Raw genomic sequence first — 25,832 nt, forward strand, 5'->3', positions numbered from 1 at the left:
GTGTCGAAAGCCCGGCCGTCCGGAGCGGTTGTCGGCGGGTCACCAGGCCCAGCGGAAGCCCGCCGCCGCGTGCTCCAGGGCCGGGACGAAGCGGTGGGCGGAGCCGTCCGCCGAGAGGGCCGCGGGGGTCTCGGTGAGCGGGGTGCCGCCGCGGTGGTGGTCCCAGGTCGCCCACCACAGGCGGGCCGGGCGGCGGGCGGGCGCGAACTCCACGACCAGGTCGACGTTGTCGGCGCGGGCGTGGGCGACGCGGCGGTACTCCGTCGTCGGGGCCCGGCCCGGGGCGTAGCCGACCTCGTACTCCAAGGAGGCGATCTGGCCGGCCGCCAGCGGCGCGGGGAAGGCCAGCTCGACCACGGGGGTGCTGCCGGGAAACTCGCGCAGGGGGCGGGCACGGGCACCGCGCAGCACCGTGACGCCGACCGCGCCCTCCGGGAGCCGGCAGGGGAACGCGGTGACGCCGTCCTCGCAGGCCATCAGGGCGCGGGTGGTGCGGTGGCGCAGCGGTGCGCCGTCGGGGCCGAGGATGTGCCGTTCGAACACCGCCACGGTGCGGTGACGCTGGCGCAGCGGCAGGTACTGCGGCAGCCGCAGGGTGTGCCGCACCACGCCGTCCGCGTCCTCGCCGCCCGGGACGGCGTCGGCGCCGGACCACAGGGCGCGCAGTTCGCTCGCGTCGGCGCCGTTCACCTCGAAGGCGCCGATGAACCACTCCAGCGTCTCCCGGCTCAGCACCTCACCCGCCAGTGCCCGGTGCACGCGGTCCTTCAGGCGGCGCGCCAGGTCCGTCTCGGTGTCGGGCCGCACGCCGGTCTCCCAGAGGTGCAGGGCGAGGACGCGGGCGATCGCCGACGCGCTGAGCGGGCCGCCCGCGCGGCGCAGCTCGTGGTGCTCCCAGCGGTCGCGGTAGGAGGGCCGCTCGGTCAGGAAGCGGCGCAGGAGCGCGGCGGCGGCACGTACGGCCGCGTCCTCGGTTGCTGCCATGCGGTGCGCTCGTCCTCCCGTGCGACACGACTGCGACGGACCGGTGGTGCACTGGCGGTACGAGGCCGCGGATGCGGACCCGCCCACGTGCCGATCGGAGCCTATCCAGCTGTGAGCACCACGAACACCGCGGTGGGGAGAAGGACTTCGCCCGGCGCGTATCCGGCGGAGGACGTGCTGGGCCGGGCCTTCGCCGACGGGGCGGAGGCCGACCTGACGGGGGCGGCATCCAGCACGTCCGGGGCGGGCACGGCCGCGCGCACCGTGCGCGCGGCCGTGCTCGCCGACCTGCTGCGGGGCGGCGCGGGGACCGGCGGCGGCCGGGCGCTGCGCCTGCGCGGGGCGCTTGTCAGCGGAAGCCTCGACCTGACCGGGGGCGGTCTCGCCCCCGAAGTGCTGCGGATCGACTTCGAGGACTGCGTGTTCGACGCGCCGCTGGTGTGCCGGGACGCGGCCCTGCCGGGGCTGGTCCTGCGGCGCTGCCGGGTGCCCGCCGTGGAGGCGGACCGGGTCCGCGCGCAGGGCCCGCTGGAGCTGCGCGGATGCGTGGTCCCGGGCGGCGTGCGACTGGAGCGGGCGCGGGCGGAGACGGACGTGGTGGTGTCCGAGAGCGTGCTGGGCCCGGCGGCGGACGGGGCGGCGCTGGCGGGGGCCGGACTGATGGTGACCGGGGTGCTCGACCTGACGGGCGTACGGGCGTCGGGGGTCGTGCAGTTGGGCGGGGCGCGGATCGCCGGGCCGGTGCGGATGACCGACGCCGCGATACGCGTGCCGGGCGCGGACGCGGTGGTCCTGGACCGGGCGGTGCTGGGCGACCGGCTGATGGCCCGCCGTCTCGTGGTCGAGGGCGGTCTGCGCATGTTCAACGCCGATGTGGCGGGGGGCGTCCAGCTGACCGGGGCCAGGCTGGACCGCCCCGACGGCATCGTGTTCGGCGCCTCAGGGGCCAGCGTGCGCGGCGCCGTGTGGTGCTCCGAGCCGTTCACCGCGCGCGGCGAGGTCCGCCTGGCCGGAGCGGAGCTGCGGACGCGCCTCGACCTGACGGGGGCGCGGCTCGGGCACCCGGGCGGCGCGGTCGCGCTGCGGCTGGACCGGATGTCCGCCTCGGACGTCGGTCTCGAGGGCCTGCACGTGGCGTCCGGCTCGGTGTCCGCCGCCGGGATCCACGTGCGCGACACCCTGGACCTGCGCGTCGACCGGGTGACCGACCTCGACCTCGCGCAGGGCACGGTCGGGATGCTGCTCGACGACCCGGCCCACTGGCCGGACCGTACGGGCCTGGCGGGACTGACGTACGGATCGCTGCACCCGCTGCTGCCCGCGCCCGCGCGGCTCGGGTGGCTGGCCCGCGACCCCTCGGCGGAGGCCGCCACCCAGCCGTACGCCCAACTGGCCCAGCACTACGTGTCGTTGGGTCTGCCCCTGGACGCGCGCCGGATCCGGTACGCGTCGCAGGTGCGCCACCGCGCGGGCCTGCGGGGCATGGCCCGGCTGTGGGAGGGACTGCTCCAGGTGACGGTCGGCTTCGGATTCCGGCCGTGGCGGGCCCTGGGCTGGCTGGCCGCCCTGGTCGTCGTGGGCACCGCGGTCTTCGGGAGATTCCCGCCCACCGCACTGGAACCGGAGAAAGCACCACGTTTCCACGCGGCGGCCTACACACTGGACCTCCTGCTGCCGCTGGTGAGTCTGGGGCAGGAATCGGCGTTCCAACCCTCGGGCGCCGTCCAGTGGTTGAGCTACGCGCTGACCGGGGTCGGCTGGGTGCTGGCCTCGGCGGTGGGACTGGGGCTCGGCAGGTCCCTGTCCGGGGGATGAGCTCTCGGGGACGGGACGGGACGGGACGGGACGAGGTCGGGGACGCGGACGGGACGAGAGCGGTGGCGGGGGCCGCGGCTACGCGGTGACACGAACGGGCCGAACGAGGGAGCGACTGTGCCCGGTGAGCAGGACAGAAGCAGCGATGGCGACGTGCGGGTGGCCGAGGGGGGTCGTGCACCGGTGACCGAGGAACGACGAGATGACGGGAAGGACCACCGGCGCGCGTCCGACGGCACGGTGGCGCAGGGCGATCTGGCGGACGGTGAGGCCGTCCTGGGCGTGGGCCTGACCGACGCGCCGCACGGCACGCCGCGGGAGGTGGTGCTGCGCGAGCGGGACCGGGAGGCGCACAGCGTTCCGCCCGACGGCCCGGGACCGGCCGACGTGCACCTGGAGTTCAGCGGGCCGCACCCGGCCGAGAGGTGCGCGCCGGAGGACTTCCACGCTGCCGAGGACGTGGCCCCCGGCATCGGCGCGGCCGTCGACCGCTGCCTGGACGAGACCGGCGACGAAGGAGCCTTCGTACGGCAGGTGATGACCTGGGTCCCGGCGACGGGCCACTCGTTCTGGCTGATCGGCGGCGCCGTCCGCGACCTGGTCGACATCGGACCCGCGGCCCGCCCCAACGACCTCGACTTCGCCGGGACGCTGCCGCCCCTGCGCCTGCGCCAGGAACTCGACCTGCGTTCCGACCTCGCGGGCCTCGGCGACTATCGCGCACGCGTGAGCCCCGTGAGCCTGGTCGCCCACCTGTCCCGGCCCGAGCAGGGCGGCGGCGGACGCGTCCTGGAGTACAAGGCCCTCGCCGTGACCGACTTCCGGTTCTCCGCCTACGGCGGCGGCCTCGCCGAGGACGTCACCTCCCGCGACCTGACGATCAACAGCCTCTACTACGACCACGGACGGCACGTCCTCGCCGACCCGACCGGTCAGGGGCTCGCCCATCTGCGGTCCCGGCCGAAGGTGCTGGCGACCCGGAACACCGAGCGGGCCCCGGGCCGGTCCGCCCAACTGCTGATGCGCTTCCTCAAGTTCGGCGTGCGCTACCCGGACGCGGACACCAGCCGGCTCCGGGAGTGGGCCGCGCGCCTGCCGGACGACCTCCTCGATCGGCTGACCGAACGGGACTGGCCGGCCCTGGAGTGGGGCTGGCGCAAGACCGTCCCCGAGGCGGGACGGAAACGGGCACGCCAACTGGCGGCCGATCTCGGGCCGGTGGCACAGGCGTTGGTCCACCGCCTCGACGGGCCCGGGGAGACGGGCGGCGGCACGAGCGGCGAGGGGGAGCGCGCATGAGCGTCGTACACCGTCCTCTGACGTCCTGGGTGCGCGCCGCCGTCCCCGCCCCCGGCGGGGGCTGGACCCCGACGGGTCCCCTCAACGACGCCGACGAGCGCTCCGACGCCCGGAGCCTGCCGCGCTTCGCCACCGGCTGGCGGCGCGTCGCGCTGCCCCTGGACGGGGGCGGGCACGCACTCGCCCTGCGCGAGACGGCCACCGGGAGCGCCGTGTTCGAACTCGACGACCTGGGGCAGCCGCTGCCCGCCGGGCCGGAGGTCGCCCGCACCGTCGAGGCGCTCGAACAGCGCTGGCCGGCCGACCGGTGGGAACCCGCGGAGGCCGAGGAGCTGCGCACCGCCGACCCCGACCTGCGGTTCAGCCTGCTCGACCGGATGACGGCCGAGGGACGTCCGGTGCCGGAGTGCTTCCACGTCCTGCCGTGGGAGCGGGTGGACCGGCTGGCCGACCGGGTGCGCGCGACGGTCGGGAGCACGGCGGACCGGCCGGCGCCGGACGGGTACGGGGGAGACGGAACCGTGCGGCTCCGGCACTACTTCTCGCCCGCCGGGTCGCGGTTCACCGCGGCTCTGGAACAGCTCGACGCCGCCCTGCGCGCGGGCGACACCCAGGTGCGGCGGGTGGCCACGACCGCCCTGTGCGCCCGGCTGTCGGGTGCCGCGACCGCCCGGATCCCGCAGGGCACCCGCGAGCACCTGGCGGAACTGCTGGCGGCGATCGGCGGGGCGGACCCCTTCCTCTCCACCACGGCCGCACTGGCCGTCGACCGGCTCGGCCGGGCCGCCCCCGAGCCCCTGGACGCCGACGGGTCCCCGGGCACGGCCGGCCGGACCGGCGGTGTCGTCTGGGGAGCGCTGGAGTACGGGCGGCCGGTGAGCGTGCGCACCGAATTCGCGCTCGGCGCCGCCGGCGACGACCCGCAGCGCATCCGGGAAACGGTGGCGCGTGAGGCGTTCACCGTCACCCTGACCCTCTCCTCCCGCGGTGACGTGTACGTCTCCGTGGCGACCCAGGTCGACACGCACGAGCGTCTGCTGTCCGCCGGGTACGGGGACGTGCTGCTGCTCCCGGTGCGCGTCACCGGCGCGGCCGAGGCGACGGACGTGTACGTGCTGCTGCGCGAGGGCAGCCGCGGCCGCGCCGGGGCGCTCAGGCTGACCGTGGCGCGGGGACGCCCGGACGTGGTCGGGGCGGACCAGTCGGGCCCGCCGCTGGGCCGCGCCGACGTGCCCTCGCTCGACCCGGCCGTGGTCCGGGCCACGCAGGCGTGCCTGGGACTCTCCTCCGACCTGGACGCCTGGCAGGACCTCGTGGCGGACCTCGCCGCCGGCCATCCGGTACGGCGTGCCGTGGAGGAAGCGGCGGACGGGGGAGAGGAGTGAGAGGCGGGGCGATTCTGTCGCGTGCGGGTCTGCCGCGCTCGGGGCGCGAGCAGGCGGAGGCCCGGGCGGAGGAGGAGAAGGCGCTCGGCAGACTCGATCTCGCGCTGAGCACCGACCCCGATCCGACCCTGGACCCCGCCGACTCCGATGCCGTGTGCGCGCCCCTGTACGGCGAACGCGCCGTGCTCGTCCCGTGGCTGGGCCGCCTGGTGAAGGACGGCGACACGGCGCGGCTGCGCGGCCTGTACGCCGGAGAGAGCGAGCTGCACGACCGTCTGGGCGGGCTCACCGGCCACCAGTCGCCCGCGGAGCTGGTCCGCGAGCTCAACGAGGCGTGCGGACGCAGGGTGTTCGGGAGACGGCAGTGGGCGGGCCTGCACGCCGTGCGGGTGCAGGCCGGGCTCGCCCTGGAGCTGGTCGACCCCGACCCGGACCCGGGCCGTCTCGCCGTGGCCCTCGCCTGGTACGAGCGGGCAGGCGCCTCGCCGCGCGGTCTGGCGGGTCCGTGGACGCCGGCGCAACTCGCCGACGGGGACGCGCCGTTGGAGCGCGCGCTGGAACGGCTCGCGCGGACGGCCGGGTGGACCGGCGGTGCGGAGGGTGCCTCGGACGGCGCCCCGGGCTGTGAGGGACCGGCCGCGGTCGCGGCCGTCGCCCTGGCCCTGTGCCGGCTCGCGCTGGGACGGCTGCCGGGCAGCACCCGCAGGCCGGCGACCGTACGGACGCTGTACGCACTCAACGGCGCCGGTTTCTCCGGCCGCCTCTCGCTGACCGTCATGCGGGACGGGCCCCGCTGTCTGGTGCCGGACCCGGAGACGATGACGCTGTTCACGGCGGACGAACCGTTCACCGAGGCGCTGGGCAACGCGTGGCAGGCGGCGGGCGGCAGACTGACCGGCACCGTGGTGTGGTCGCTCTCCGGCGTCACGAGATCCTCCGAACAGACGGGCAGGAACGGAGCACGGCACCGGGTCGCCGGTCCCTCGCTCGGCGCCGCCTTCGCGGTCCTGCTGCACGAACTCGCCCGCCCCCGCACCAGCCGCCTCACCCTCCGCTTCGTCACCCCGTCCAACGCCCTCAGCGCGGCCGTCACCCCCGGCGGACAGCTGGGGCCCGTCTCCGGCATCCGCGCGAAGGTGGGCGCCGCCGACGGCGTCAGGATCCTCGTCGTCTCGGGGCGGGACGGACCCGAGGCACTCGGCGCCGCCGCCGAACGCCCCGACGGCAGACCCGAGGTCAAGACAGCCGACGACGTGCGGCAGGCCGCGCGCCACGTCCGCAAGTTCGACTGGAAGACCCTGTTCCGCGTGCTCGTCCCCCCGCTCGCCGTCGGACTGGTCATCGCCTCGGTGCTCGCCTACGCACAGCACCTGAGCACCCTGGCCGAAGCACGGCAGAGGCAGGCGCGCAGTCTGCTCAACGAAGCCGCCTCGGTTCAGGACGCCGACCCCGCCGAGGCGTTGCGGCTGGCGCTGACGGCCCAGCGCATCGACGCGAGCGACGCCGCCCGCGACGCCATGCTGCGCATCCTCCTGGAGACCCGCTACCGGGGCGAGATCCCCGCTCCGGCGGCGACGGGTGCGCCGGAGGCGATCGCCTACACACGCGGCGGGCGCACGTTCCTCACCCGGGCGAAGGACCGCGTCACCGTGTGGGACGCGGTGTCGCGCAAGAAGGTGGCGACCGCGTCCGCGCCCCGCGACGACGGCCCCGACACCCGTTCCTCCCGCGTCGACCCCGCCGCGATCCTGCTCCCGCTGACCGCGCCCGGCGGGTCGACCGTGCTCATCGGCGCGACCGGTCACCGGGCCGACCTGTGGAGCTTCGCCGACCCGGCGCACCCGCGCCGCCTCGGCACGCTGCCCGGCGGACAGGTGCTGCGCGCGGCCGTCAGCGGCGACGGGCGGACGCTCGCCGTCCTGGGGCCCACCGGCGCGAGCGACGCCGACGGGGAGACATCGCAGGAACTGAGGGTGTACGACGTGACGGACCCGGACGCGCCCCGGCGCACCGGCCGGTTCGCGCGCTACGCACGCGAGGAGGGCACCGCGCTCCACGCCGTCACGGTCAACCACTCGGGCACCCTGGTCGCGGTCACCGACGGCAGCACCATCCGGGTGCACGACACCGCGAAGGCCGCCCTTCCCACGGCGTACACCATCAACCCCCGGGTGTCCGCCGGGGCGGACGACCCGAGGGCCGGAGGCGACATCAACCCCACGACCGACCTGGATTTCGGCGTCGGCGAGGGCTTCGGCGACACCCTCTACAGCACGACGACGCATCCTCTGTCGGCCTCCGTGGGCGCGGGAGACAAATTCGTGCGCAGGTGGCGACTGGAGCAAGCGGGCGGCGCCCGGGGGAAGGCGGTCCTCGAGGACACCGTCCGCGGAACGATGAAGATGGTGCCCGGTCCGCACAGCGTGGGCGCGGCGGTGGACGAGAACGGTGTGCTCCTCCTCGGCACCGAGATCGTCCTGCGGACGAAGCCCGGCCGGGTGTCGACCGACCCGGTGACGGAGGAACGGGCGCCGTTGTTCGTGTACAGCCCCGACGGGACACGTCTCGCGGTGCGCGGGGACGACGGCACCGTGCGGTTCTGGTCCGTCGGCGACGTCTCCGCGGCCACCGCGGCGGATCCGCCGCGCTCGCTCAAGGCCCACGCCTTCGCCGCCGGAGCGTCGGTGCTCGCCGCCACCCAGTACCTCTCCGGAACGCGACAGCAGGAACGGGAGACCGTCCTGCTCGACACGTCCTCCGGACCGCCGTACCGCGTCCTGGCCACGCTGCCCGAGCCCGCCGACGCCCTGGGAATCGACAAGGACGCCACCCGGCTCGCCGTCCTGAACCGGGGAACGGTGTCGCTGTGGGACATCGGCGACCGCAAGCGACCGCGCCCCCTCGACGCGGCGCTCACGCTGCCCGCCGACATCGCGCAGGAGGCCTCCGGCCCGAGCGCCGACGGAACGGGAAACGCGACCGGGGGGATCGACGCCCTTCTGGTCGCACCGGACGGCCGGACGGTGATCGCCGATCGGCCGGGTGCGGGCGAGGCACTGGTCTGGCGGGTGAACGCGGGCGGCACGGCGGCCGGGAAGGCGCAGCGCCTCTCGAAGGGCGCCGAGCGCCCGGTGACCGACGGGTCCGGGACCTGGACCGGCACGCCGTCACCGGGCGACACTCCCCTGGACGGGCCGGGGCCGGAGGAGTACGGGACGGAACCGACGGGCATGCCGTCACCCGGCGACATCCCGGGTGACGGGGCGTGGCCCGACGAGTACGACACCGCCTCTCTGGTCACCCGCGCGGCTTCGCTCGCGCCCTCCGCTGCCGCCGCGCCGGTGCCGGTGCCGGTGCCGGTGTCCGCGTCCGCCGACGTCCCCGACGCGCGCGCCGGGGCCCTCTCTCCCGACGGCAGAACGCTCGTCCTGGACGGCGGAGCCGCCGGTCTGGCGGTGTGGGACGTGTCGGGAACGGGAGCCCCGGAGAGGACGCACGTGATCAAGAACGGGGCGGGGTCGGGCCGTCTCCTGTTCAGCGAGGACAGCCACACGCTCCGCTCCGGCACGAAGGGCTGGCACCTGGACGGCGATACGAAACCACGGGCCGCCGAGAAACTGCCGGTCCCCAAGGGCGTGCACGACATGGACGTCGTCACGGAGGGCTCCTGGGGAGCGCTCGGGGTGAGCCGCTCGTACAAGAACCTGAACGTCTGGTTCCTCCGCAAGGACATGGAGCCGGTGTCCGTCGGCACGGCCGGGTTCGCCGAGTGGCCGCAGGCGCTCGCGCTCCGGCCGGGTCGCGTCCTGATGGGCTACTCCGCCTTCGCCGAACGGGACGCGACGGAAGCGGTCACGGCGGCCGAGGACCCCGCGGCGGCGGCGTGCGCGGCCACCGGCCGGGGTCTCACCCGCACCGAACTCGCCCACTACGCCGACGACGCCGAGTGGCAGCCGGCCTGCCCGGACACGTGAGGGTCCACTGCCGACCCCGCTGATCCCGACGCGTCCGTCTACCCTGGCCGGTATGGACGTCTCCGCAGGGTTCCTGGAGGAACCGCGGGCACGCGGCGCCTTCCCGGCCAGGGACTCGCCGCACGACGGCGGGTACACGGAGCGGGCCGCACGGGTGCCGGGCGCGGTGCTGTGGACGCGCACCCTCGACCCGGCCCACGGCCCGGTCGAGCCCGTGCTGCCCGACGGCTGCATGGACCTGCTGTGGCTGGAGGACGGTTCGGGGGAGCTGCGGATCGCGGGCCCCGACACCCGGGCCCACCGCCCCGCCGCGGACACCGTCACCCGGTACGCGGGCATCCGGTTCGCCCCGGGCGCCGCTCCCGCCTGGCTGGGCGTCCCGGCCCACGAACTGCGCGACCGGGGTGTCGGCCTGGCCGATCTGTGGCCGTCGGCGCGGGTGCGCCGGCTCACCGAGCGGATCGGGGCGGCCGCCGACCCGGCCGCGGAACTGGAGGCCGTCGCCGTCGATCTCGCGGGGGCGGCGGCCCCGCCCGACCCGCTGCTCGCCGGGATCGTGGGCGCGCTGCGCTCGGGCGCGACCGTCGCCGAGACCGCCCGGCTGACGGGGCTCGGACCCCGGCTCCTGCACCGCCGCTCCCTGACGGCGTTCGGCTACGGCCCCAAGACGCTCGCCCGCGTCCTGCGCCTCCAGCGCGCCCTCGCGCTGGCCCGCGCCGGCGTCCCCTTCGCCGAGACGGCGGCCCGCGCCGGATACACGGACCAGGCCCATCTCTCGCGCGACGTCAAGGACTTGACGGGGCTCACGCTGCGCGGCCTCGTCTGAGCCCGGAGCCCGCTACGCGAACAGGTCGATCTGATTGCCGTCCGGATCGCGCACCACGGCGTACCGCTGTCCCCAGGGCGCGTCGAACGGCTTGCTCTCGCCGTGGTGGCCGGCGCCCGTCACCCTGTCGTACGCCGCGTCGACCCCGGCCGCGTCGCCGCAGTGGAAGGCCAGCGCGATCCGGCCGCGGCCGGCGTCCGCCGCGCTCTCGTCGGGGTCGAACATCAACCGGATCCCACCGGCCAGTTCCGTCTCCACGTGCGGCTGCCGCTCGGCGCCCTCGGGGAACGCGAGGCCGAGCAGCCGGTAGAAGGCGAGGGACGCGGCGAGATCGCCGGTGGCGACGCCGATGGCGTCCATGCGGATGCTGATGTCGTTCATGCGCCTCACCGTAGGCGGACGGCACGCCACCGGTCTTGTACGAAACGGACGCCTCGTTCCCCGCGGAGACCTCCTAGTACGGTCGGGCGCATGAACACCTCCCTGGCGTCCGCCCTGCGCGGCGACGCGGCGATCGTCCTCGACGGCGGGCTGTCCAACCAGCTGGAGGCCGCCGGGCACGACCTGAGCGACGAGCTGTGGTCGGCGCGGCTGCTCGCCGACCACCCGGAGGCGATCGTCGCCGCCCACCGCGCCTACTACGAGGCGGGCGCGAGCGTCGCCATCACCGCCAGCTACCAGGCCACCTTCGACGGGTTCGCCCGGCACGGCATCGGACACGGGCGCGCCGCCGAACTGATGGCGCTGAGCGTGGAGCTGGCGCGGGAGGCGGCCCGGCGGACGGGCGCCGGGCGGCCGCTGTGGGTGGCCGCGTCCGCGGGCCCGTACGGGGCGATGCTCGCCGACGGATCGGAGTACCGGGGCCGGTACGGGCTGAGCGTCGCGGAGCTGGAGCGGTTCCACCGGCCGCGCCTCGAAGTGCTCGCCGGGGCGGGGCCGGACGTCCTCGCCCTGGAGACCGTCCCCGACGCCGACGAGGCCCGGGCACTGCTGCGGGCGGTGCGCGGGCTCGGGGTCCCGGCCTGGCTCTCGTACAGCGTCGACGGCGACCGCACCCGCGCGGGCCAGCCGCTCGACGAGGCGTTCGCCCTCGCCGCCGACGTCCCGGAGATCATCGCGGTCGGGGTGAACTGCTGCGCGCCCGAGGACGTGGACCACGCCGTCGAGCTGGCGGCCCGGAGCACCGGGAAGCCGGTGGTGGTCTACCCGAACAGCGGCGAGACCTGGGACGCGCGGGCGCGCCGCTGGGCCGGGCAGGGCTCGTTCTCGGGCGAACTGGTCACCGGCTGGCGGGACCGCGGCGCGAGGCTGATCGGAGGGTGCTGCCGGGTGGGACCCGGGGTGATCTCGGAGCTCGGATCGAGCCTCGCCTGACCGGCCGCCCGGCCGTCACGGCTTGAGCGCGACCGCCGCCACCGGCTCTTCCAGGTCAAGTCCCCTTCCCGCGAAGCGCGTTGGAGAGAACGACGGCCGCGCGGTGCGGGGAGCGTGCCCCGCACCGCGCGCCGGTCACGGACGGACCGTCAGCACCAGCTTGCCGGTGACCCGGCCCGTCTCGCCCTCCTCGTGCGCCTTCGCGGCGTCGGCGAGCGGATAGGTGCCCGAGACGTGCACCCGCAGCCTGCCCTCCTCGACCAGACCGGCGACGGCCCGCAGCCCCGCCTGGTCGTGCTCGACCAGCATGGCGGTGGCCCGCACGCCCAGCTCCCTGGCCCGGGCCGGGACCTCCCCGAACCCGTTCGGGAGGATCGAGACGAGGATGCCGCCGGGCCGCAGCACCTCCAGCGACCGCAGCCGCGTCTCCTCGCCGAGCGTGTCGAGGACGACGTCGATGTCGCGGGCCTCGGCACGGAAGTCCTGGGTGCGGTAGTCGATGACCTCGTCGGCGCCGAGCGACCGGACGAAGTCGTGCTTGGGCGCCGAGGCGGTGCCGATGACGTACGCGCCGCGCGCCTTCGCGATCTGTACGGCGACGTGCCCGACGCCGCCCGCCGCGGCGTGCACCAGCACCCGCTGGCCCGGCCGCACGTCGGCCAGGTCGACGAGCGCCTGCCAGGCCGTGAGCGAGACCAGCGGCAGCGCGCCCGCCTCGACGTGGCCGAGCCCGGCGGGCCGGGGCACGAAGGCGCGGGCGGGCCCGGTGACGTACTCGGCGTGCGAACCGGCGCCGTACGGGTACGGCAGCATGCCGATGACCTCGTCGCCCGGCTTGTGCACGGCCACGCCGACGCCGACGGCCTCCACGACGCCGGACACGTCCCAGCCGAGCGTGAAGGGCGGCTCGCCGAGGAAGCCGCCGGTCCTGCGGTGCTTCCAGTCCGTCGGGTTCACGCCCGCCGCGTGCACGGCCACCAGGATCTGCCCGACGCCGGGCTTCGGCCGGGCGGCCTCGATCTCCCGGAGCACGTCGGGTTCGCCGAGGGTGTCCTGGCTGATGGCCTTCATGGTGGGCTGCTCGGGCTGGTCGCCGCTGTTGTTCTTGGTCATGCGTCCAGCCTGCGCCAGGGCCACCGCCCCGGCAATGGCAAGATGGACATTAAACGATAGGATCGTGCCATGACGCAGGCCACCACGCGGCCCGGCTCCGCCCGGCCGATCGACTTCCGCACGACTGCGCCGCACCGCGTCGTCGTGCTCGCCCTCGACGGTGTGTACCCCTTCGAGCTGGGCATCCCGAACCGGGTGTTCCCGCTGGTCCCGGGCGCGTACGAGGTGGTGACCTGTGCGGCGGCGCAGGACCGGACGGTGGCGACGAACGCCGACTTCTCCGTCACCGTCGGACACGGTCCGGAGGCCCTGGAGACGGCGGACACGGTCGTCGTGCCCCCGTTCGACCTGCGGTTCCTCTCGGCCGAGCTGCCGGAGCCGGTGCGCGCCGCGCTGGCCCGGATCCGGCCCGGCACCCGCATCGTCTCCATCTGCACGGGCGCGTTCACCCTCGCCGCGGCGGGGCTGCTCGACGGGCGGCCCGCGACGACGCACTGGGCGCTCGCCGACCTGTTCCGCCGGATGTTCCCGCGGGTCCTCCTGGACCCGGACGTGCTCTTCGTCGACGACGGCGACGTCCTCACCTCGGCGGGCGCCGCCTCCGGCGTCGACGTGTGCCTGCACGTGGTCCGCTCCGACCACGGCAGCGCGGTCGCGAACCGGGTGGCCAAGCACTGCGTGGTGCCGCCGTGGCGGGAGGGCGGCCAGGCCCAGTACATCGAGCAGCCGATGCCCGAGGAGAGCGGCAGCGGCACCGCCGACACCCGCGCCTGGGCCCTGCGCAACCTCGAACGGCCGCTGACGCTCGGCGAGTTGGCCGACCACGCCCGGATGAGCCGGCGCACCTTCGCCCGGCGCTTCCAGGAGGAGACCGGCACCAGCCCGGGCCGCTGGATCGTCCAGCAACGGGTCCACAGGGCGCGGCAGTTGCTGGAGACCAGCGATCTGCCGGTGGACCGGATCGCCGCCGAGGTCGGCTTCGCCACGGGGACCTCGCTGCGCCAGCACCTGCACGCGGCCATCGGGGTGTCGCCGCGCGACTACCGGCGCACGTTCAGGGCGGACGCCCTGGAAGGGGCCCGCGGCTGAACACCGGCGGTCCGCCGGTGTTCAGCGGGCGAGGTCAGCTCTCGACGTCGGCTGGGTCCCAGCGCTCCAGGTCCCGCAGCCAGGCGCGCGCCGAACTGTCCGACGGCATCCGCCAGTCGCCGCGCGGCGAGAGCGAACCGCCGGCCGACACCTTCGGCCCGTTCGGCATCGCGGACCGCTTGAACTGCGCGAACTGGAAGAAGCGGCGGCAGAAGTACTCCAGCCAGTGCCGGATCTCCGCAAGGTCGTACGCCTTGTGGTCGGCGTCCGGGAACCCGGGCGGCCACGCGCCCGCCGCGACGTCCCGCCACGCGTGCCACGCCATGAACGCGATCTTCGTCGGCCGGAACCCGTACCGCAGCACGTAGAACAGCGTGAAGTCGTGCAGCGCGTACGGACCGATCTTGTCCTCGGTCGACTGCAGCTCCTCGCCCGGCACCAGCTCCGGGCTGATCTCGGTGTCGAGGATCGCGGTGAGGATCTCCCCGGCCTCGTCCCCGAACTGCCCACTGCTGACGACCCAGCGGATCAGGTGCTGGATGAGCGTCTTCGGCACGCCACTGTTCACGTTGTAGTGGCTCATCTGGTCGCCGACGCCGTACGTGCACCAGCCCAGCGCCAGCTCGGACAGGTCGCCGGTGCCGAGCACGATGCCGCCGCGCTGGTTGGCGAGCCGGAACAGATAGTCCGTGCGCAGCCCGGCCTGCACGTTCTCGAAGGTGACGTCGTAGACCGGGTCGCCGCCCGCGAACGGGTGGTCCATCTCCTTGAGCATCAGCCGCGCGGTGTCGGTGATGTCCAGCTCGGCGGCGGTGACGCCGAGGGCCTTCATCAGCGCGTGCGCGTTGGACTTGGTGTGCTCGCCGGTCGCGAACCCCGGCATGGTGAAGGCGAGGATGTCGCTGCGCGGACGCCCGGCCCGGTCCATGGCGCGCGCGGCGACGATCAGCGCGTGCGTCGAGTCGAGCCCGCCGGACACCCCGATGACGATCTTCGGGTCGCCGATCGCGCCGAGCCGCTGCACCAGCCCCGCGACCTGGATGTTGTACGCCTCGTAGCAGTCCTGGGCGAGCCGCTCGGCGTCCGCCGGCACGAACGGGAACCGCTCCAGGGCGCGGCGCAGCCCGAAGTCGGTCGCGGGCGCGTCGAGCCGGAAGGGGATCCGGCGGAAGTCGCCGGTGCGCGCGGCGTGCGTGCGCCGGTTGTCGTCGAAGGTGCCCTGGCGCTGCCGCTCCTGGCGCAGCAGGTCCAGGTCGATGTCGGCGATCGCGGCCCGGTCGCCGAGCGGGAAGCGCTCGGTCTCGTCGAGCAGCGCCCCGTTCTCGTAGATCATCGTCTGCCCGTCCCACGACAGGTCGGTGGTGGATTCACCGAGCCCGGCGGCCGCGTAGACGTAGGCGGCGAGGTAGCGGGACGACGCCGACCGGCACAGCAGCTTGCGGTCCTCGGCGCGGCCGACGGTGATCGGGCTGCCGGAGAGGTTGGCGATGACCGTCGCCCCGGCGAGGGCGGCCTCCGCGGCGGGCGGCACCGGCACCCACATGTCCTCGCAGATCTCGACGTGCAGCACGAGCCCGGCCACGTCCTCGGCGGCGAACAGCAGGTCCACGCCGAAGGGCACCTCGGCGCCGCCGAGCCGGATCGTTCCGCCGCGCTCCGTGTCACCGGCCGCGATCTGGCGGCGCTCGTAGAACTCCCGGTAGTTCGGCAGGTACGACTTGGGGGCGACGCCCAGGATCCGGCCCCGGTGCACGACGACCGCGCAGTTGTAGATCCGGTCGCGGTGGCGCAGCGGGGCGCCGACCACGAGCACCGGCAGCAGCTCGGCGGACCCGGCGACGACGGCGGCGAGGGCCTGCTCCACCTCGTCGAGCACGACGTCCTGCAGCAGCAGGTCCTCGATGGAGTAGCCGCAGAGCCCCAGCTCGGGGAAGACCGCGACGGCCACCCCGTCCGCGGCGCGCTCACGGGCCTGGCGCAGGATCGCCTCGGCGTTGGCGTGCGGATCGGCGATGGCGGCGTGACCCGTGCACGCCGCCACCCGCGCGAATCCCTGACTGTAGATCGACCGGAAGTTCACGCGCCCCATGATGTCAAGCGGTCAGGGCCGGTGCCTGCCGGGGGTTTCGCAAGCGGGCGCCGCCCGCCCGGGGGGTGTCGGGGCCGGGCTCACAGCAGCCGGTCGACCAGTCCGTCGACGTACTCCGGGGTGAGCGGGCCCGCGCCGAACAGCACGCGGATGTACATCGGGGCCATGACGTGGTCGACGACGGTCAGGGCGTCGAGCCGCGGCTCGCCGCGGTCGCCGGCGCGGTCGAGCATGGCCTGGAGCCGGTCGGCGCGGTCCGCGAGGAACTCGTCGCGCAGCCGCAGGCCCTCCGGCCCGGTGCCGGACAGGGCGACGGCCAGCCGGAGCACCGCCAGGCCGTCGGGGCCGGTGATCTCGCGGGCCACGGCGGCCGCGTAGGTGTGCAGGTCGCCGGCGAGGCTCCCGGTGTCGGGCATCGGGGAGCGCGCGTTGAGGCGGGTGAGCGTCACGTCGGTGAGCAGCGCCTCCAGGCTTCCCCAGCGCCGGTAGACGGTGGTGTCGGCCACGCCCGCGCGGGCCGCGACCTCGCTGACGGTGAAGCCGCCGTAGCCCCGTTCCCCCACCAGGTCCGTGACGGCCTGGTGCACCGCCGCGCCGACGCGGGCGCTGCGTCCGCCGGGGCGCCGGGTGCGCTGTTGCTCATCGTCCATGCGCCCACCTTAACGCAGTTGATGGTTGCGTTTGTAGGGAGGGGTGCTCTACATTCCCTCTTAACGCAGTAACTGGCTGCGTTAGCCGAAGGGGGAGTCATGGCTGCGTCATCTGCACCGTCTGTGTCGTCCGCGTCCGGAGGTGGCGGACCGAACCGGGTGGCCCTGCTCGTGGTGACCTGCCTGGGGCAGTTCATGGTGCTGCTCGACAACACGATCGTCGGCGCGGCACTGCCGGACATGCAGCACCGGCTGCACACGCGGCTGACCGGTCTGCAATGGATCGTCGACGCCTACGTGCTGCTGGTCGCCATGCTGCTGCTGACCGGCGGGGTCTTCGCCGACCGGTTCGGCCGGAAGCGGGTCTACCTGAGCGGCGTCGCGGTGTTCACCGTCGCGTCGGTGCTGTGCAGTGTCTCGGCGTCGGTCGGGTGGCTGGTGGCCGGGCGCGTGGCCCAGGGGATCGGCGCCGCGGCGCTGAGCCCGGCCTCGCTGGCCCTCCTGGTGGCCGCCCACCCCGGCGCGCGGGAGCGGGTCCGGGCGATCGGGCTCTGGGCCGGGCTCAGCGGAATCGGCCTGGCCGTCGGGCCCGTCGTCGGCGGCGTGCTGACGGAGGCCTTCGGCTGGCCCGCGATCTTCCTGGTCAACGTGCCCATCGGCGTGGTCCTGCTGCTCGCCGGCCGGCGCGTCCTCGACGAGTCCCGCAACCCGGCCGCACCCGCCCTCGACATCCCCGGGACCGTCCTGTCCGTCCTGGGCGTGGGAACCCTGACCTACGCGCTCATCGAGGGCGGCGCACGCGGCTGGGCCTCACCGGTGATCCTGGGCTGCTTCGCCGCCGCGCTCGCCCTTCTCGCCGCCTTCGTCGCCGTCGAGGGGCGCCGCTCGGCGCCGATGCTGCCGCCGCGCCTGTTCCGCCGACGGCTGTTCACGGTCTCCAACACCGCCATGGTCGTCGTGGGGTTCGCGCTCATGGGGTCGTCGTTCTTCTTCTCCCAGTTCTTCGTCCACGTCCAGGGCAGCTCGATCATGCGGGCCGGACTCCAGACCCTGCCGATGACGCTCGCCATGGTGGTCGTCAGCCCGTACGCGGGCCGTCTCGCCGCCCGGTACGGCTTCCGGGGCGTGGTCACCGTCGGCCTGGCGCTGGCCGGCCTGGGCTTGCTCGCCCTGGGCTCGGTGCACGCCGACACCGGCTACGCGAACGTGTGGTGGCGCCTCGCGACGGTCGGCGTCGGCTTCGCCCTGACCATGTCCCCGCTGACCGGCGCCGCCATCCAGGCGGTCAGCCCCGAGGAAGGCGGCCTCGCCTCGGGCATCAGCAGCACCACCCGGCAGTTCGGCGCGGTGCTCGGCGTGGCCGTGCTCGGCGCCGTGGTCCGCACCCGGCAGTCCGACGGCGCCTCCTTCGAGGCAGGTCTCGACAGTGCCTTCGTCGCGGCGGGAATCGTCACGCTGGTGTGCGCCGCGTTCACCGGCCTGTTGCTGGCGCGATCGGCGCCGGAAGCCGCTCCCGGCGCCGGGCCCACCCGTCGGGCCGCGACCGACGCCCCGTCAGAAACCGCCGAGAGCGTCTGAGTCGGGGCTCACCGTGCCCGCGGCACGGGACGATCGTGCGCAGGGCGCGGGTCGACCAGGGGCACCGCCGTCCCTGAGTGACCGTCATCTTTGCTTTGCCGGCGGGAGCAGGCGAGTTCAGGACCTCGGTACGAGGTGGCTGACGAAGGTGTTGGTGAACTTGCCGTCGGGGTCGAGCCGTTCGGCGAGCGCCCGGAAGTCGGCCGCCCGCGGATAGCGCGCGGCGACCCGGGCGGGCTCGGCGGTGAACACCTTTCCCCAGTGCGGCCGCGCGTCGACATCCCGCAGCCGGTCCTCGACCAGCGACACGACCGGCAGGACGCGCGCCGTGTCCGCGACCCACGTGAAGTGGAAGGCGACCGTGTCCCGCCCGTACGCCGGGCTCAGCCACTGCGCGTCGGCGGCGACGGTCCGCACCTCGCACACCTGGAGCACCGGCGCGATCCGGTCCCGTACGCCGTCCAGCGCGGCCAGCGCCGCGAGGGCGTGCTCGCGCGGCAGCAGATACTCCGACTGGAGCTCGTCGCCGCTGCTCGGGGTGAACTCGGCCCGGAAGTGCGGCAGTCGCTCGTGCCAGGGGCCGGGCACCCCGAACTGTTCGGTGCAGTTCACCGCGGGCATGCCCGGCACGGGGTGCTGCTTCTCCGCGGCCGGCTCGGCCCACGGGAAGTCGACGGGCAGCGGCCGCCGCTGCTTCACCCACACCTGGTCGAAGTGCGGCCCGCGCCACTTGGTGAACAGACTCACGCTGTACGCGGACGAGGTGACGGCCTCGAAGTCCAGCCCCTGGAAAGGCAGTTCACGGAAGACGTGCTGGCTCACCTCGTAGTCCGGCTCCACGTCCAGGGTGAGCGAGAGGACGACGCCGAGCGCTCCGAGCGAGACCACGGCGCCCTCGAAGCCGTCGTCGCCGCGCGCGAGGGTGACGGTCTCGCCGTTGCCGGTGACGATCTCCACGGCGCGGACCGCCTCGGCGAGCGACTTGTTCCCGTTGCCCGAGCCGTGGGTGCCGGTCGCCACCGAACCGGCCACCGAGATGTGCGGCAGGGAGGCCATGTTCGGCAGCGCGAGGCCGTGGGCGTGCAGTTGGGCCGCCAGCTCGGCGTAGCGGACGCCGCCGCCGACCCGTACCGTGCGCGCCGCCCTGTCGATGTCGATCCCCGCGGGCAGGCCGCCCAGGGAGATCAGGGCGCCGGCGCGGTTCTCGTCCACGTCGGCGATCCGGTTGAAGGAGTGGCCGCTGCCGAGGACCCGGACGTGTGCGCTCCGCGCCACGAGGTCGCGCAGGGCGTCGGGGGTGGCCGGGCGGTGCACCGCCGCCGCGGAGAAGGTGATGTTGCGGGCCCAGTTCATGGGGCGGGTGTCGGGCATGGCGGTCGGCCTTTCATGCGGTTCCGGGGTGATTGGATCACGGCCGGGGTTCCGCGGTTCCGGCGGCCTGCGGGCCGGTGGGGGTTTGTCGCGCAGTTCCCCGCGCCCCTGGGTTGTTCGTTCGTCCGCGGCCCGGTGGCCGCTTCTCGCGCAGTTCCCCGCGCCCCTGAGATGCGCACTTCGTGCGCCATCTCATCGAGGGAGGCGCGCCCGCCCCCTCCTGCTGGAGAGGCGCGCGACGCGCTGCCTCAGGTCTTGGAGGAGATGCGCGCGGAGTGCTGCCTCAGGGCCTGGGAGGGGAGGGGCGCGATGCGCAACCTCAAGGGGAGGCTGCGCGGAGCGCATGCCTCAGGGGCGCGGGGAACTGCGCGACCAGCCACGACGAGAGGCGCGCGTGACGGCTGGTTTTAGGGGGCACGGCGAGAGGGCGCTCGGCGACGGGTCCCGGGGCGTGGGGAGACCCGGCGCCGGGCGGAGCGGCCGCTCGGGAGTACTGTTCCGGCGCATGACGCACTCGGAACTGCCCCGCACGCTGACACCCACCGACCGCACACGCCTGCGTCGCTTCAAGGAGAACGCGAGCTTCGAGCGGGCGGACCTGGAGGCGATCCTCGACGCGGGCTTCGTCTGTCACCTGGGAGTGATCGTCGACGGCGTCCCCATGGTCGTACCGACGGTGTACGGGCGTGACGAGCGGTACCTCTACGTGCACGGGTCGGTGGCCAGCCGCAGCCTGACCGGCGCCGCCGACGACGCCGATGAGACGATATGCGTCACCGTCACCCACGTCGACGGACTGGTCCTCGCCCGCTCCGTCTTCGAGCACGGCGTGAACTACCGGTGCGCGATGCTCTACGGCGTACCGCGCACCCTCACCGACGACGCCGAGAAGACCGAGGCGCTGCGCCTGATCACCGAGCACACGGCGCCGGGCCAGTGGGACTACGCCCGCCGCCCCAGCCGCAAGGAACTCGCCGCCACGACCGTCCTCGCCCTCTCCCTCGAAGAGGCCTCCGTGAAGATCAGCGCGGGCCCGCCGGACGACGGCGACTCGGCCGACGCCGAGCTCGGCCTGTGGGCCGGCACCCTGCCGCTCACCACGCGCTGGGGAGCGCCCACGGCCGACCCCGTGCTCCCCGCCAGCCGCACCGCCCCCGCGCACATCGTCGCCCGAGCGGGGACCCGGCAGGGCTGACCCGGGGGCGGGGGATACCGTGGGAAGGACTGTGACCGTCGAACGAGCAAGGAGAACGGGATGCAGAGCCGTACGGCGCTGGTAGAGGACCTGATGGAGCGCTTCCCGCATGTTCCGAGGGAAGCGGTCTTCAAGGAGGACCTGCTGCGCGGCGGAGTGGCGTTCGACGCCTCGGCTCTCAGCGACAACGAGGACGGCGAGGTCAAGCCGAAGTCGTACTTCATCTTCTCCTTCGACCACGGCACCCTGCCCGAGCTGGGCGAGGCCGCGCTGCGCCGCCCGCCCGAGGAGATCGTCCTCACCGGCGGCCCCTACGACCTGCGCCGCACGGTCGTCTCGGTCCGCGTGAACCCGTCGTCCCCGTACCGGGTCGCGGCCGGCGACGACGGCATGCTCGGCCTCTACCTGGACGGCAAGCGCATCGCCGACGTGGGTGTGCCGCCCATGCCGGAGTACTACCGGCACAAGCTCTCCAACGGGAAGTCGGTCATGGAGGTGGCCCCGACGATCCAGTGGGGCTACCTGATCTACCTGACCGCGTTCCGCGTCTGCCAGTACTTCGGCGCCAAGGAGGAGTGCCAGTACTGCGACATCAACCACAACTGGCGCCAGCACAAGGCGGCCGGCCGCCCCTACACGGGCGTGAAGGACGTCGACGAGGTCCTGGAAGCCCTGGAGATCATCGACAAGTACGACACCGCGAAGGCGTCGACCGCGTACACGCTGACCGGCGGCGCCATCACGTCGAAGGTGCAGGGCCTGGACGAGGCGGACTTCTACGGGCGCTACGCCAAGGCCATCGAGGAGTACTTCCCCGGGCGCTGGATCGGCAAGGTCGTCGCGCAGGCGCTGCCCAAGGACGACGTGCAGCGCTTCAAGGACTACGGCATCCAGATCTACCACCCCAACTACGAGGTGTGGGACGAGTACCTGTTCAAGATGTACTGCCCCGGCAAGGAGCGGTACGTCGGCCGTGACGAGTGGCACAAGCGGATCCTCGACTCGCGCGACGTGTTCGGCGCGCGCAATGTGATCCCGAACTTCGTGGCGGGCGTCGAGATGGCGGAACCGTTCGGCTTCAAGACGGTCGACGAGGCCATCGCCTCCACCACCGAGGGCCTGCGCTTCTTCATGTCGAACGGCATCACGCCGCGGTTCACCACGTGGTGCCCGGAGCCGACGACACCGCTCGGCAAGGAGAACCCGAACGGGGCGCCGCTGGAGTATCACATCCGGCTGCTCGACGCCTATCGCTCGACGATGGACGAGTTCGGGCTGTCGTCCCCGCCCGGATACGGCCCGTCGGGCGCCGGCCGCGCCGTCTTCTCGGTCAGCTCCTTCATGGACAGCCTCGCGCCCAACGAGGAAGCCGTGGAGGTCTGACGCCCGGTTCCCGCGCCCCTGAAGGCCGCAGGCCTTTCGGGGGCGCGGGGAACCGCGCGACACCAGCCACCACGACGCACCCGCACCCGGCGGCGGCTCAGTCGGACGCGGGCTCCGGGTCCGAGACCAGGCGGGTCAGCAGCGCGGCGTCCGCGTCGGCGAGCAGCGTGGACAGAACGGCGATCCGGGCCTGCCCGGCCCGCAGCGTGCCGGTGAGCACGGCACCGGCGGCGACCAGATCCACGGCCCCGCCCCCCGTGTAGATCTCGGCGAGCGGCCCGGCCGGCACACGCGAGGTGACGGCGACCAGAACCCCGCGCCGCACGGCGTCGGCCACGGCGTCCGCGAACGCCGGAGTGGCGTTCCCGGCACCGGTGGCGACGAGCACGATCCCCCGCGCCCCCGCCGCGATCGCGGCGTCGAACAGCGTGGGGTCCGCGTCGCTGTGGTGCATGACGATGTCGACGCGCGGCAGAGCGCCGTCGTCCGTCTTCGGTACGGGCAGCGGCGCGGGTCGCACCGGATCGCGGCGGATGTCGACCCGGCCGAAGCCGAGCTTGCCGAGGGCCTGCGGCCGCGACGGGTCGCCGAACGCGTGCGCGGCGAGCGTCTGCGTCTTCACCGTGCCGCGCGCGGCGTACACCGAGCCGTCGAAGGCGATCAGCACCCCCAGGTCCCGTACGGTGGCGGCGACCTGGAGCGCGTCGTACATGTTCCCCGGACCGTCGCCGTCGCTGGCGCCCAGCGGCTTCTGCGCGCCGGTGAACACCACCGGGCGGGGATCGTCGTGGTGCAGGTCGACCAGGAACGCGGACTCCTCCAGGGTGTCCGTGCCGTGGGTGACGACGATGCCGTCGACGTCCGGGTCGGCGAGCGCGTCCCGCACCGCGCGCAGCAGGGTCAGCTGGCGCTCGCTGGTCATCTGCGAACTGTTGATGTTGAACAGGTCGACGACCCGCACCTCGACGCCGTCCGGCACGGCGGCGCTGGCCAGAACGGTGTCCCCGCCGGCGTCGGCGGCGTAACCGGTGCCCTGCCAGCGGCTGGCGATGGTGCCGCCGGTGCTGATGAGCGTGATGCGCTTCATGGAGAGGTGCCTCGCGGGTGGGGGAGGGGCGGGAGGGGTAACGCAACCGCAAGGATAAATCGAAAACCGCGCAATTTGATTGCCAATTCTGGCCCGCGGACGCCAAAGGCGTGGTGGATAATTGCGTCATGGACGCGATCGACCTGCACATCTTGCGCGAGCTCCAGAGCGACGGCCGGCTCAGCAACCAGGAGCTGGCCCAGCGGGTGGGGCTGAGCCCCTCGCCCTGTCTGCGCCGGGTCCGCCAGCTCGAACAGGACGGGGTCATCCAGGGCTACCGCGCGATGGTCGACCCGGCCGCGGTCGGCCGCGGCTTCGAGGTCCTCGTCTCCATCGAGGTCCGCCGCGACCGCGAGTCCGTCGAGGCCTTCGAGCAGGCGCTCCAGGACATCCCCGACGTCATCGAGGCCTACCGCCTGTTCGGCAGCCCCGGCTGTCTGCTGCGCATCGCGGTCGCCGACCTCGCCGCGTACGAACGCCTCTGGATCGAGCGGCTCACCACTCTCGGCGGGGTCACCGAGGTGAACTCCCAGATCATCATGAAGCGCGTCAAGGAGCCGCGGGGCCTGCCGGTCTGAGCCGACCGGCAGGCGTGAGCGCCATCAGCGGCGCCGCGACGACCGGCTGCGCGCCCAGCCGGCGGCCCCCGCCAGATGCAGGGCCAGCGCGGTCAGACCGAGCAGCATGATGTTCACGGACGTGAAGGTGTCGTTCGTCGAGATGTCGGCGGCGTTGATCAGGAACGCCAGGAAGAACAGCACGGCGGCGGCGATGGCGAACATGGGAACTCCGGTTTCTCGTCGGGGTGTTGTCGCCCGTGTGCCCCCATTCGTGTTCTGTACCGCATCCCGGGTATCCGCAGGGGGAGCGAGCACGAACGCACGCACCGACCGACACCATGGAGGCGTCATGCCGGGCATCCTCGACCGCATCAAGCAGTACAGCCGCACCCCGCAGGGCCGGCGGGCCATCGCGACGGCGCGCCGTACCGCGTCCGACCCCCGCCGGCAGGCCCAGGCCCGCGCCTGGCTCGGGCGACTGCGCCGCCGCTGACGGCCCCGCAGGGGGTGAGGTGAAAAACCACTGGCGCCGGGTCGGCCCGGGTGGCTAACGTCAGGTCCGTTCCCGCGGCGCCTTCGGGCTGCCGCTGCCGACCGTGTGATCTGGAGGTGTTGACCGATGGCTGCTGTCGAGCCGGGCGTTGCCCGCATCCGGAAGTTCGTCAAGTCCACCTCCGTGGCCACCGGCTGATCACACACTCGTTTCTCTCCGCGTCCCAGGACGCGGCGCCGGGGCCACCCATGTGAAGGGTCACCCCTTGTCTTCGCTTTCCTCTCTTTCCGGTTCCTCTCTTCCGGATTCCCCGCTCGCCGCGTACGGCTGGGACGCGGACTGGGCGTCCGTGTTCGCCCCGTACGGCGCGCAGGGCCTGCTGCCCGGCCGGGTCGTCCGGGTCGACCGCGGCCAGTGCGACGTGGCCACCGCCGAGGGCGTCGTCCGCGCCGACACCGAGTTCGTCGTGCCCCGCGACCCGATGAAGGTCGTGTGCACGGGGGACTGGGTCGCCGTCGACCCCGAGGGCGGCGACCCCCGGTACGTACGGACCCTGCTGCCGCGGCGGTCCGCCTTCGTCCGGTCGACGACGTCGAAGCGGTCCGAGGGCCAGGTGCTCGCGACCAACGTCGACCACATCATCATCTGCGTGTCCCTCGCCGCCGAGCTGGACCTCGGCCGTATCGAGCGGTTCCTCGCCCTCGCCCACGCGAGCGCGAGCGGTGACGCCCTGCTGCACGACGCGGGGCTGTCCCGGGAGTCGGCCGCCCAGCCGATCGTCGTCCTCACCAAGGCCGACCTCGTGCCCGACGCGGTCGGCCTGTCGTACCTGGTCTCCGACGTGGCGGCCGCCGCGCCCGGCGCCCAGGTGGTGCCCGTCAGCGCCCACGACGGCGACGGGATCGACGTGCTGCGGGCCGTCGTCGCGGGCGGCACGGCCGTGCTGCTCGGGCAGTCCGGCGCCGGCAAGTCGACCCTGGCCAACGCGCTGGTCGGCACCGACGTCATGGACGTCCAGGCGGTCCGTGACATGGACGGCAAGGGCCGGCACACCACGACCACCCGGAACCTGTTCGTGCTGCCCGGCGGCGGTGTCCTCATCGACACGCCGGGGCTGCGCGGGGTCGGGCTCTACGACGCCGAGGCGGGCGTGGAGCAGGCGTTCGCCGAGATCGCCGAGCTGGCGGAGCGGTGCCGGTTCCACGACTGCGGGCACCAGGTCGAGCCCGGCTGCGCGGTGCTCCGCGCCGTCGACGACGGGACGCTTCCGCAGCGGCGCCTCGACAGTTACCGCAAGCTGGTCCGCGAGAACCGGCGGCTCGCCGCGCGGACCGACGCGCGGTTGCGGGACGAGATGCGCAAGGTCTGGAAGCAGCGCGGGCAACAGGGCCGCGCGGCCATGGAGGCCAAGCGGGGGCGCCTGAGGTAAGGGCTGGCGGCGGCCTTCAGGGGCGCGGGGAACTGCGCGAGAAGCCCCACCGGCCCGCACCCGGCGACGAAACCCGTCCGGGCAACGCCGTGTCCGATTCCCGCCAGCCCGAGCGGAGCGAACCGGCGACACTGGAAG

The 25,832-nt window shown here is 74.0% G+C and carries 21 protein-coding genes; 13 read left to right on the forward strand and 8 right to left on the reverse strand.

The window, feature by feature from the left end:
* Positions 1 to 39: 39 nt before the first annotated feature.
* Complete coding sequence (locus tag ABII15_RS30175; protein ID WP_353945420.1) at positions 40 to 984, reverse strand: hypothetical protein; 945 nt, start codon at positions 982 to 984, stop codon at positions 40 to 42.
* A gap of 111 nt (positions 985 to 1,095) precedes the next feature.
* Here ABII15_RS30175 and ABII15_RS30180 point away from each other — a divergent pair, with 111 nt between their 5' ends.
* From ABII15_RS30180 to ABII15_RS30200, 5 genes are all read left to right on the forward strand, one after another.
* Positions 1,096 to 2,799, forward strand: a complete 1,704-nt coding sequence (locus ABII15_RS30180) for a hypothetical protein (RefSeq protein ID WP_353945421.1) — start codon at positions 1,096 to 1,098, stop codon at positions 2,797 to 2,799.
* A gap of 183 nt (positions 2,800 to 2,982) precedes the next feature.
* Positions 2,983 to 4,098 (forward strand): hypothetical protein, encoded by a 1,116-nt coding sequence (locus ABII15_RS30185; protein ID WP_353945422.1) that lies wholly within the window; start codon positions 2,983 to 2,985, stop codon positions 4,096 to 4,098.
* On the forward strand, positions 4,095 to 5,483 hold the full coding sequence (locus ABII15_RS30190) for a hypothetical protein (RefSeq protein WP_353945423.1): 1,389 nt from the start codon (positions 4,095 to 4,097) through the stop codon (positions 5,481 to 5,483). The genes ABII15_RS30185 and ABII15_RS30190 overlap by 4 nt, the downstream gene beginning before the upstream one ends.
* A complete protein-coding gene (locus tag ABII15_RS30195; protein ID WP_353945424.1) occupies positions 5,480 to 9,457 on the forward strand; it encodes a hypothetical protein in 3,978 nt (1,325 codons plus the stop codon). Before ABII15_RS30190 ends, ABII15_RS30195 begins: the two co-directional genes overlap by 4 nt.
* A 52-nt stretch (positions 9,458 to 9,509) precedes the next feature.
* Positions 9,510 to 10,283, forward strand: a complete 774-nt coding sequence (locus tag ABII15_RS30200) for a helix-turn-helix transcriptional regulator (protein WP_353945425.1) — start codon at positions 9,510 to 9,512, stop codon at positions 10,281 to 10,283.
* Between the two features lie 12 nt (positions 10,284 to 10,295).
* On the opposite strand, the gene ABII15_RS30205 is transcribed toward ABII15_RS30200, so the two are convergent.
* Positions 10,296 to 10,664 carry a VOC family protein gene (locus ABII15_RS30205; RefSeq protein ID WP_353945426.1) on the reverse strand — a complete coding sequence of 123 codons (369 nt, stop codon included), beginning with the start codon at positions 10,662 to 10,664 and terminating at the stop codon, positions 10,296 to 10,298.
* Positions 10,665 to 10,754: 90 nt separating this feature from the next.
* Between ABII15_RS30205 and mmuM the strand changes: the two genes are divergently transcribed.
* Positions 10,755 to 11,657 (forward strand): homocysteine S-methyltransferase, encoded by a 903-nt coding sequence (mmuM, locus tag ABII15_RS30210; protein WP_353945427.1) that lies wholly within the window; start codon positions 10,755 to 10,757, stop codon positions 11,655 to 11,657.
* A 135-nt stretch (positions 11,658 to 11,792) separates the two neighbouring features.
* On the opposite strand, the gene ABII15_RS30215 is transcribed toward mmuM, so the two are convergent.
* The gene (locus ABII15_RS30215) at positions 11,793 to 12,770 is read right to left on the reverse strand and encodes an NADP-dependent oxidoreductase (protein ID WP_353945428.1); all 978 of its coding nucleotides are present in this window, start codon (positions 12,768 to 12,770) and stop codon (positions 11,793 to 11,795) included.
* A gap of 69 nt (positions 12,771 to 12,839) precedes the next feature.
* On the opposite strand from ABII15_RS30215, the gene ABII15_RS30220 reads away from it, so the two are divergent.
* Positions 12,840 to 13,859 (forward strand): helix-turn-helix domain-containing protein, encoded by a 1,020-nt coding sequence (locus tag ABII15_RS30220; RefSeq protein WP_353945429.1) that lies wholly within the window; start codon positions 12,840 to 12,842, stop codon positions 13,857 to 13,859.
* A 34-nt stretch (positions 13,860 to 13,893) separates the two neighbouring features.
* Here the strand turns inward: ABII15_RS30220 and ABII15_RS30225 are convergent, their stop codons facing one another.
* Together ABII15_RS30225 and ABII15_RS30230 are read right to left on the reverse strand one after the other, a co-directional pair.
* Entirely contained in the window at positions 13,894 to 15,948 is a 2,055-nt protein-coding gene (locus ABII15_RS30225) for an NAD(+) synthase (RefSeq protein WP_353945430.1), read from the reverse strand.
* A gap of 80 nt (positions 15,949 to 16,028) precedes the next feature.
* Positions 16,029 to 16,598, reverse strand: coding sequence for a TetR/AcrR family transcriptional regulator (locus ABII15_RS30230; RefSeq protein ID WP_353945431.1), 570 nt, complete (start codon positions 16,596 to 16,598; stop codon positions 16,029 to 16,031).
* A 195-nt stretch (positions 16,599 to 16,793) separates the two neighbouring features.
* Between ABII15_RS30230 and ABII15_RS30235 the strand changes: the two genes are divergently transcribed.
* Positions 16,794 to 18,176 carry an MFS transporter gene (locus ABII15_RS30235; protein ID WP_353947247.1) on the forward strand — a complete coding sequence of 461 codons (1,383 nt, stop codon included), beginning with the start codon at positions 16,794 to 16,796 and terminating at the stop codon, positions 18,174 to 18,176.
* A gap of 117 nt (positions 18,177 to 18,293) precedes the next feature.
* Here the strand turns inward: ABII15_RS30235 and ABII15_RS30240 are convergent, their stop codons facing one another.
* The gene (locus ABII15_RS30240) at positions 18,294 to 19,547 is read right to left on the reverse strand and encodes an FAD-binding protein (protein ID WP_353945432.1); all 1,254 of its coding nucleotides are present in this window, start codon (positions 19,545 to 19,547) and stop codon (positions 18,294 to 18,296) included.
* Between the two features lie 505 nt (positions 19,548 to 20,052).
* On the opposite strand from ABII15_RS30240, the gene ABII15_RS30245 reads away from it, so the two are divergent.
* Together ABII15_RS30245 and ABII15_RS30250 are read left to right on the forward strand one after the other, a co-directional pair.
* The gene (locus ABII15_RS30245; RefSeq protein WP_353945433.1) at positions 20,053 to 20,742 is read left to right on the forward strand and encodes a pyridoxamine 5'-phosphate oxidase family protein; all 690 of its coding nucleotides are present in this window, start codon (positions 20,053 to 20,055) and stop codon (positions 20,740 to 20,742) included.
* A 60-nt stretch (positions 20,743 to 20,802) separates the two neighbouring features.
* Positions 20,803 to 22,125 (forward strand): radical SAM protein, encoded by a 1,323-nt coding sequence (locus ABII15_RS30250; protein WP_353945434.1) that lies wholly within the window; start codon positions 20,803 to 20,805, stop codon positions 22,123 to 22,125.
* Between the two features lie 97 nt (positions 22,126 to 22,222).
* On the opposite strand, the gene ABII15_RS30255 is transcribed toward ABII15_RS30250, so the two are convergent.
* Positions 22,223 to 23,212: an asparaginase gene (locus ABII15_RS30255; RefSeq protein ID WP_353945435.1), complete on the reverse strand. Its 990-nt coding sequence runs from the start codon at positions 23,210 to 23,212 to the stop codon at positions 22,223 to 22,225.
* A gap of 128 nt (positions 23,213 to 23,340) precedes the next feature.
* On the opposite strand from ABII15_RS30255, the gene ABII15_RS30260 reads away from it, so the two are divergent.
* Complete coding sequence (locus ABII15_RS30260) at positions 23,341 to 23,790, forward strand: Lrp/AsnC family transcriptional regulator (RefSeq protein WP_353945436.1); 450 nt, start codon at positions 23,341 to 23,343, stop codon at positions 23,788 to 23,790.
* Positions 23,791 to 23,814: 24 nt separating this feature from the next.
* Here ABII15_RS30260 and ABII15_RS30265 read toward each other — a convergent pair whose 3' ends face one another.
* A complete protein-coding gene (locus tag ABII15_RS30265; protein WP_353945437.1) occupies positions 23,815 to 23,994 on the reverse strand; it encodes a hypothetical protein in 180 nt (59 codons plus the stop codon).
* Positions 23,995 to 24,121: 127 nt separating this feature from the next.
* On the opposite strand from ABII15_RS30265, the gene ABII15_RS30270 reads away from it, so the two are divergent.
* The gene (locus tag ABII15_RS30270) at positions 24,122 to 24,265 is read left to right on the forward strand and encodes a hypothetical protein (protein ID WP_353945438.1); all 144 of its coding nucleotides are present in this window, start codon (positions 24,122 to 24,124) and stop codon (positions 24,263 to 24,265) included.
* A gap of 265 nt (positions 24,266 to 24,530) precedes the next feature.
* Entirely contained in the window at positions 24,531 to 25,694 is a 1,164-nt protein-coding gene (gene rsgA, locus ABII15_RS30275) for a ribosome small subunit-dependent GTPase A (protein ID WP_353945439.1), read from the forward strand.
* Positions 25,695 to 25,832 lie beyond the last annotated feature (138 nt).

The organism is Streptomyces sp. HUAS MG91 (assembly GCF_040529335.1).
In the GTDB taxonomy this organism is placed as follows: domain Bacteria; phylum Actinomycetota; class Actinomycetes; order Streptomycetales; family Streptomycetaceae; genus Streptomyces; species Streptomyces tabacisoli.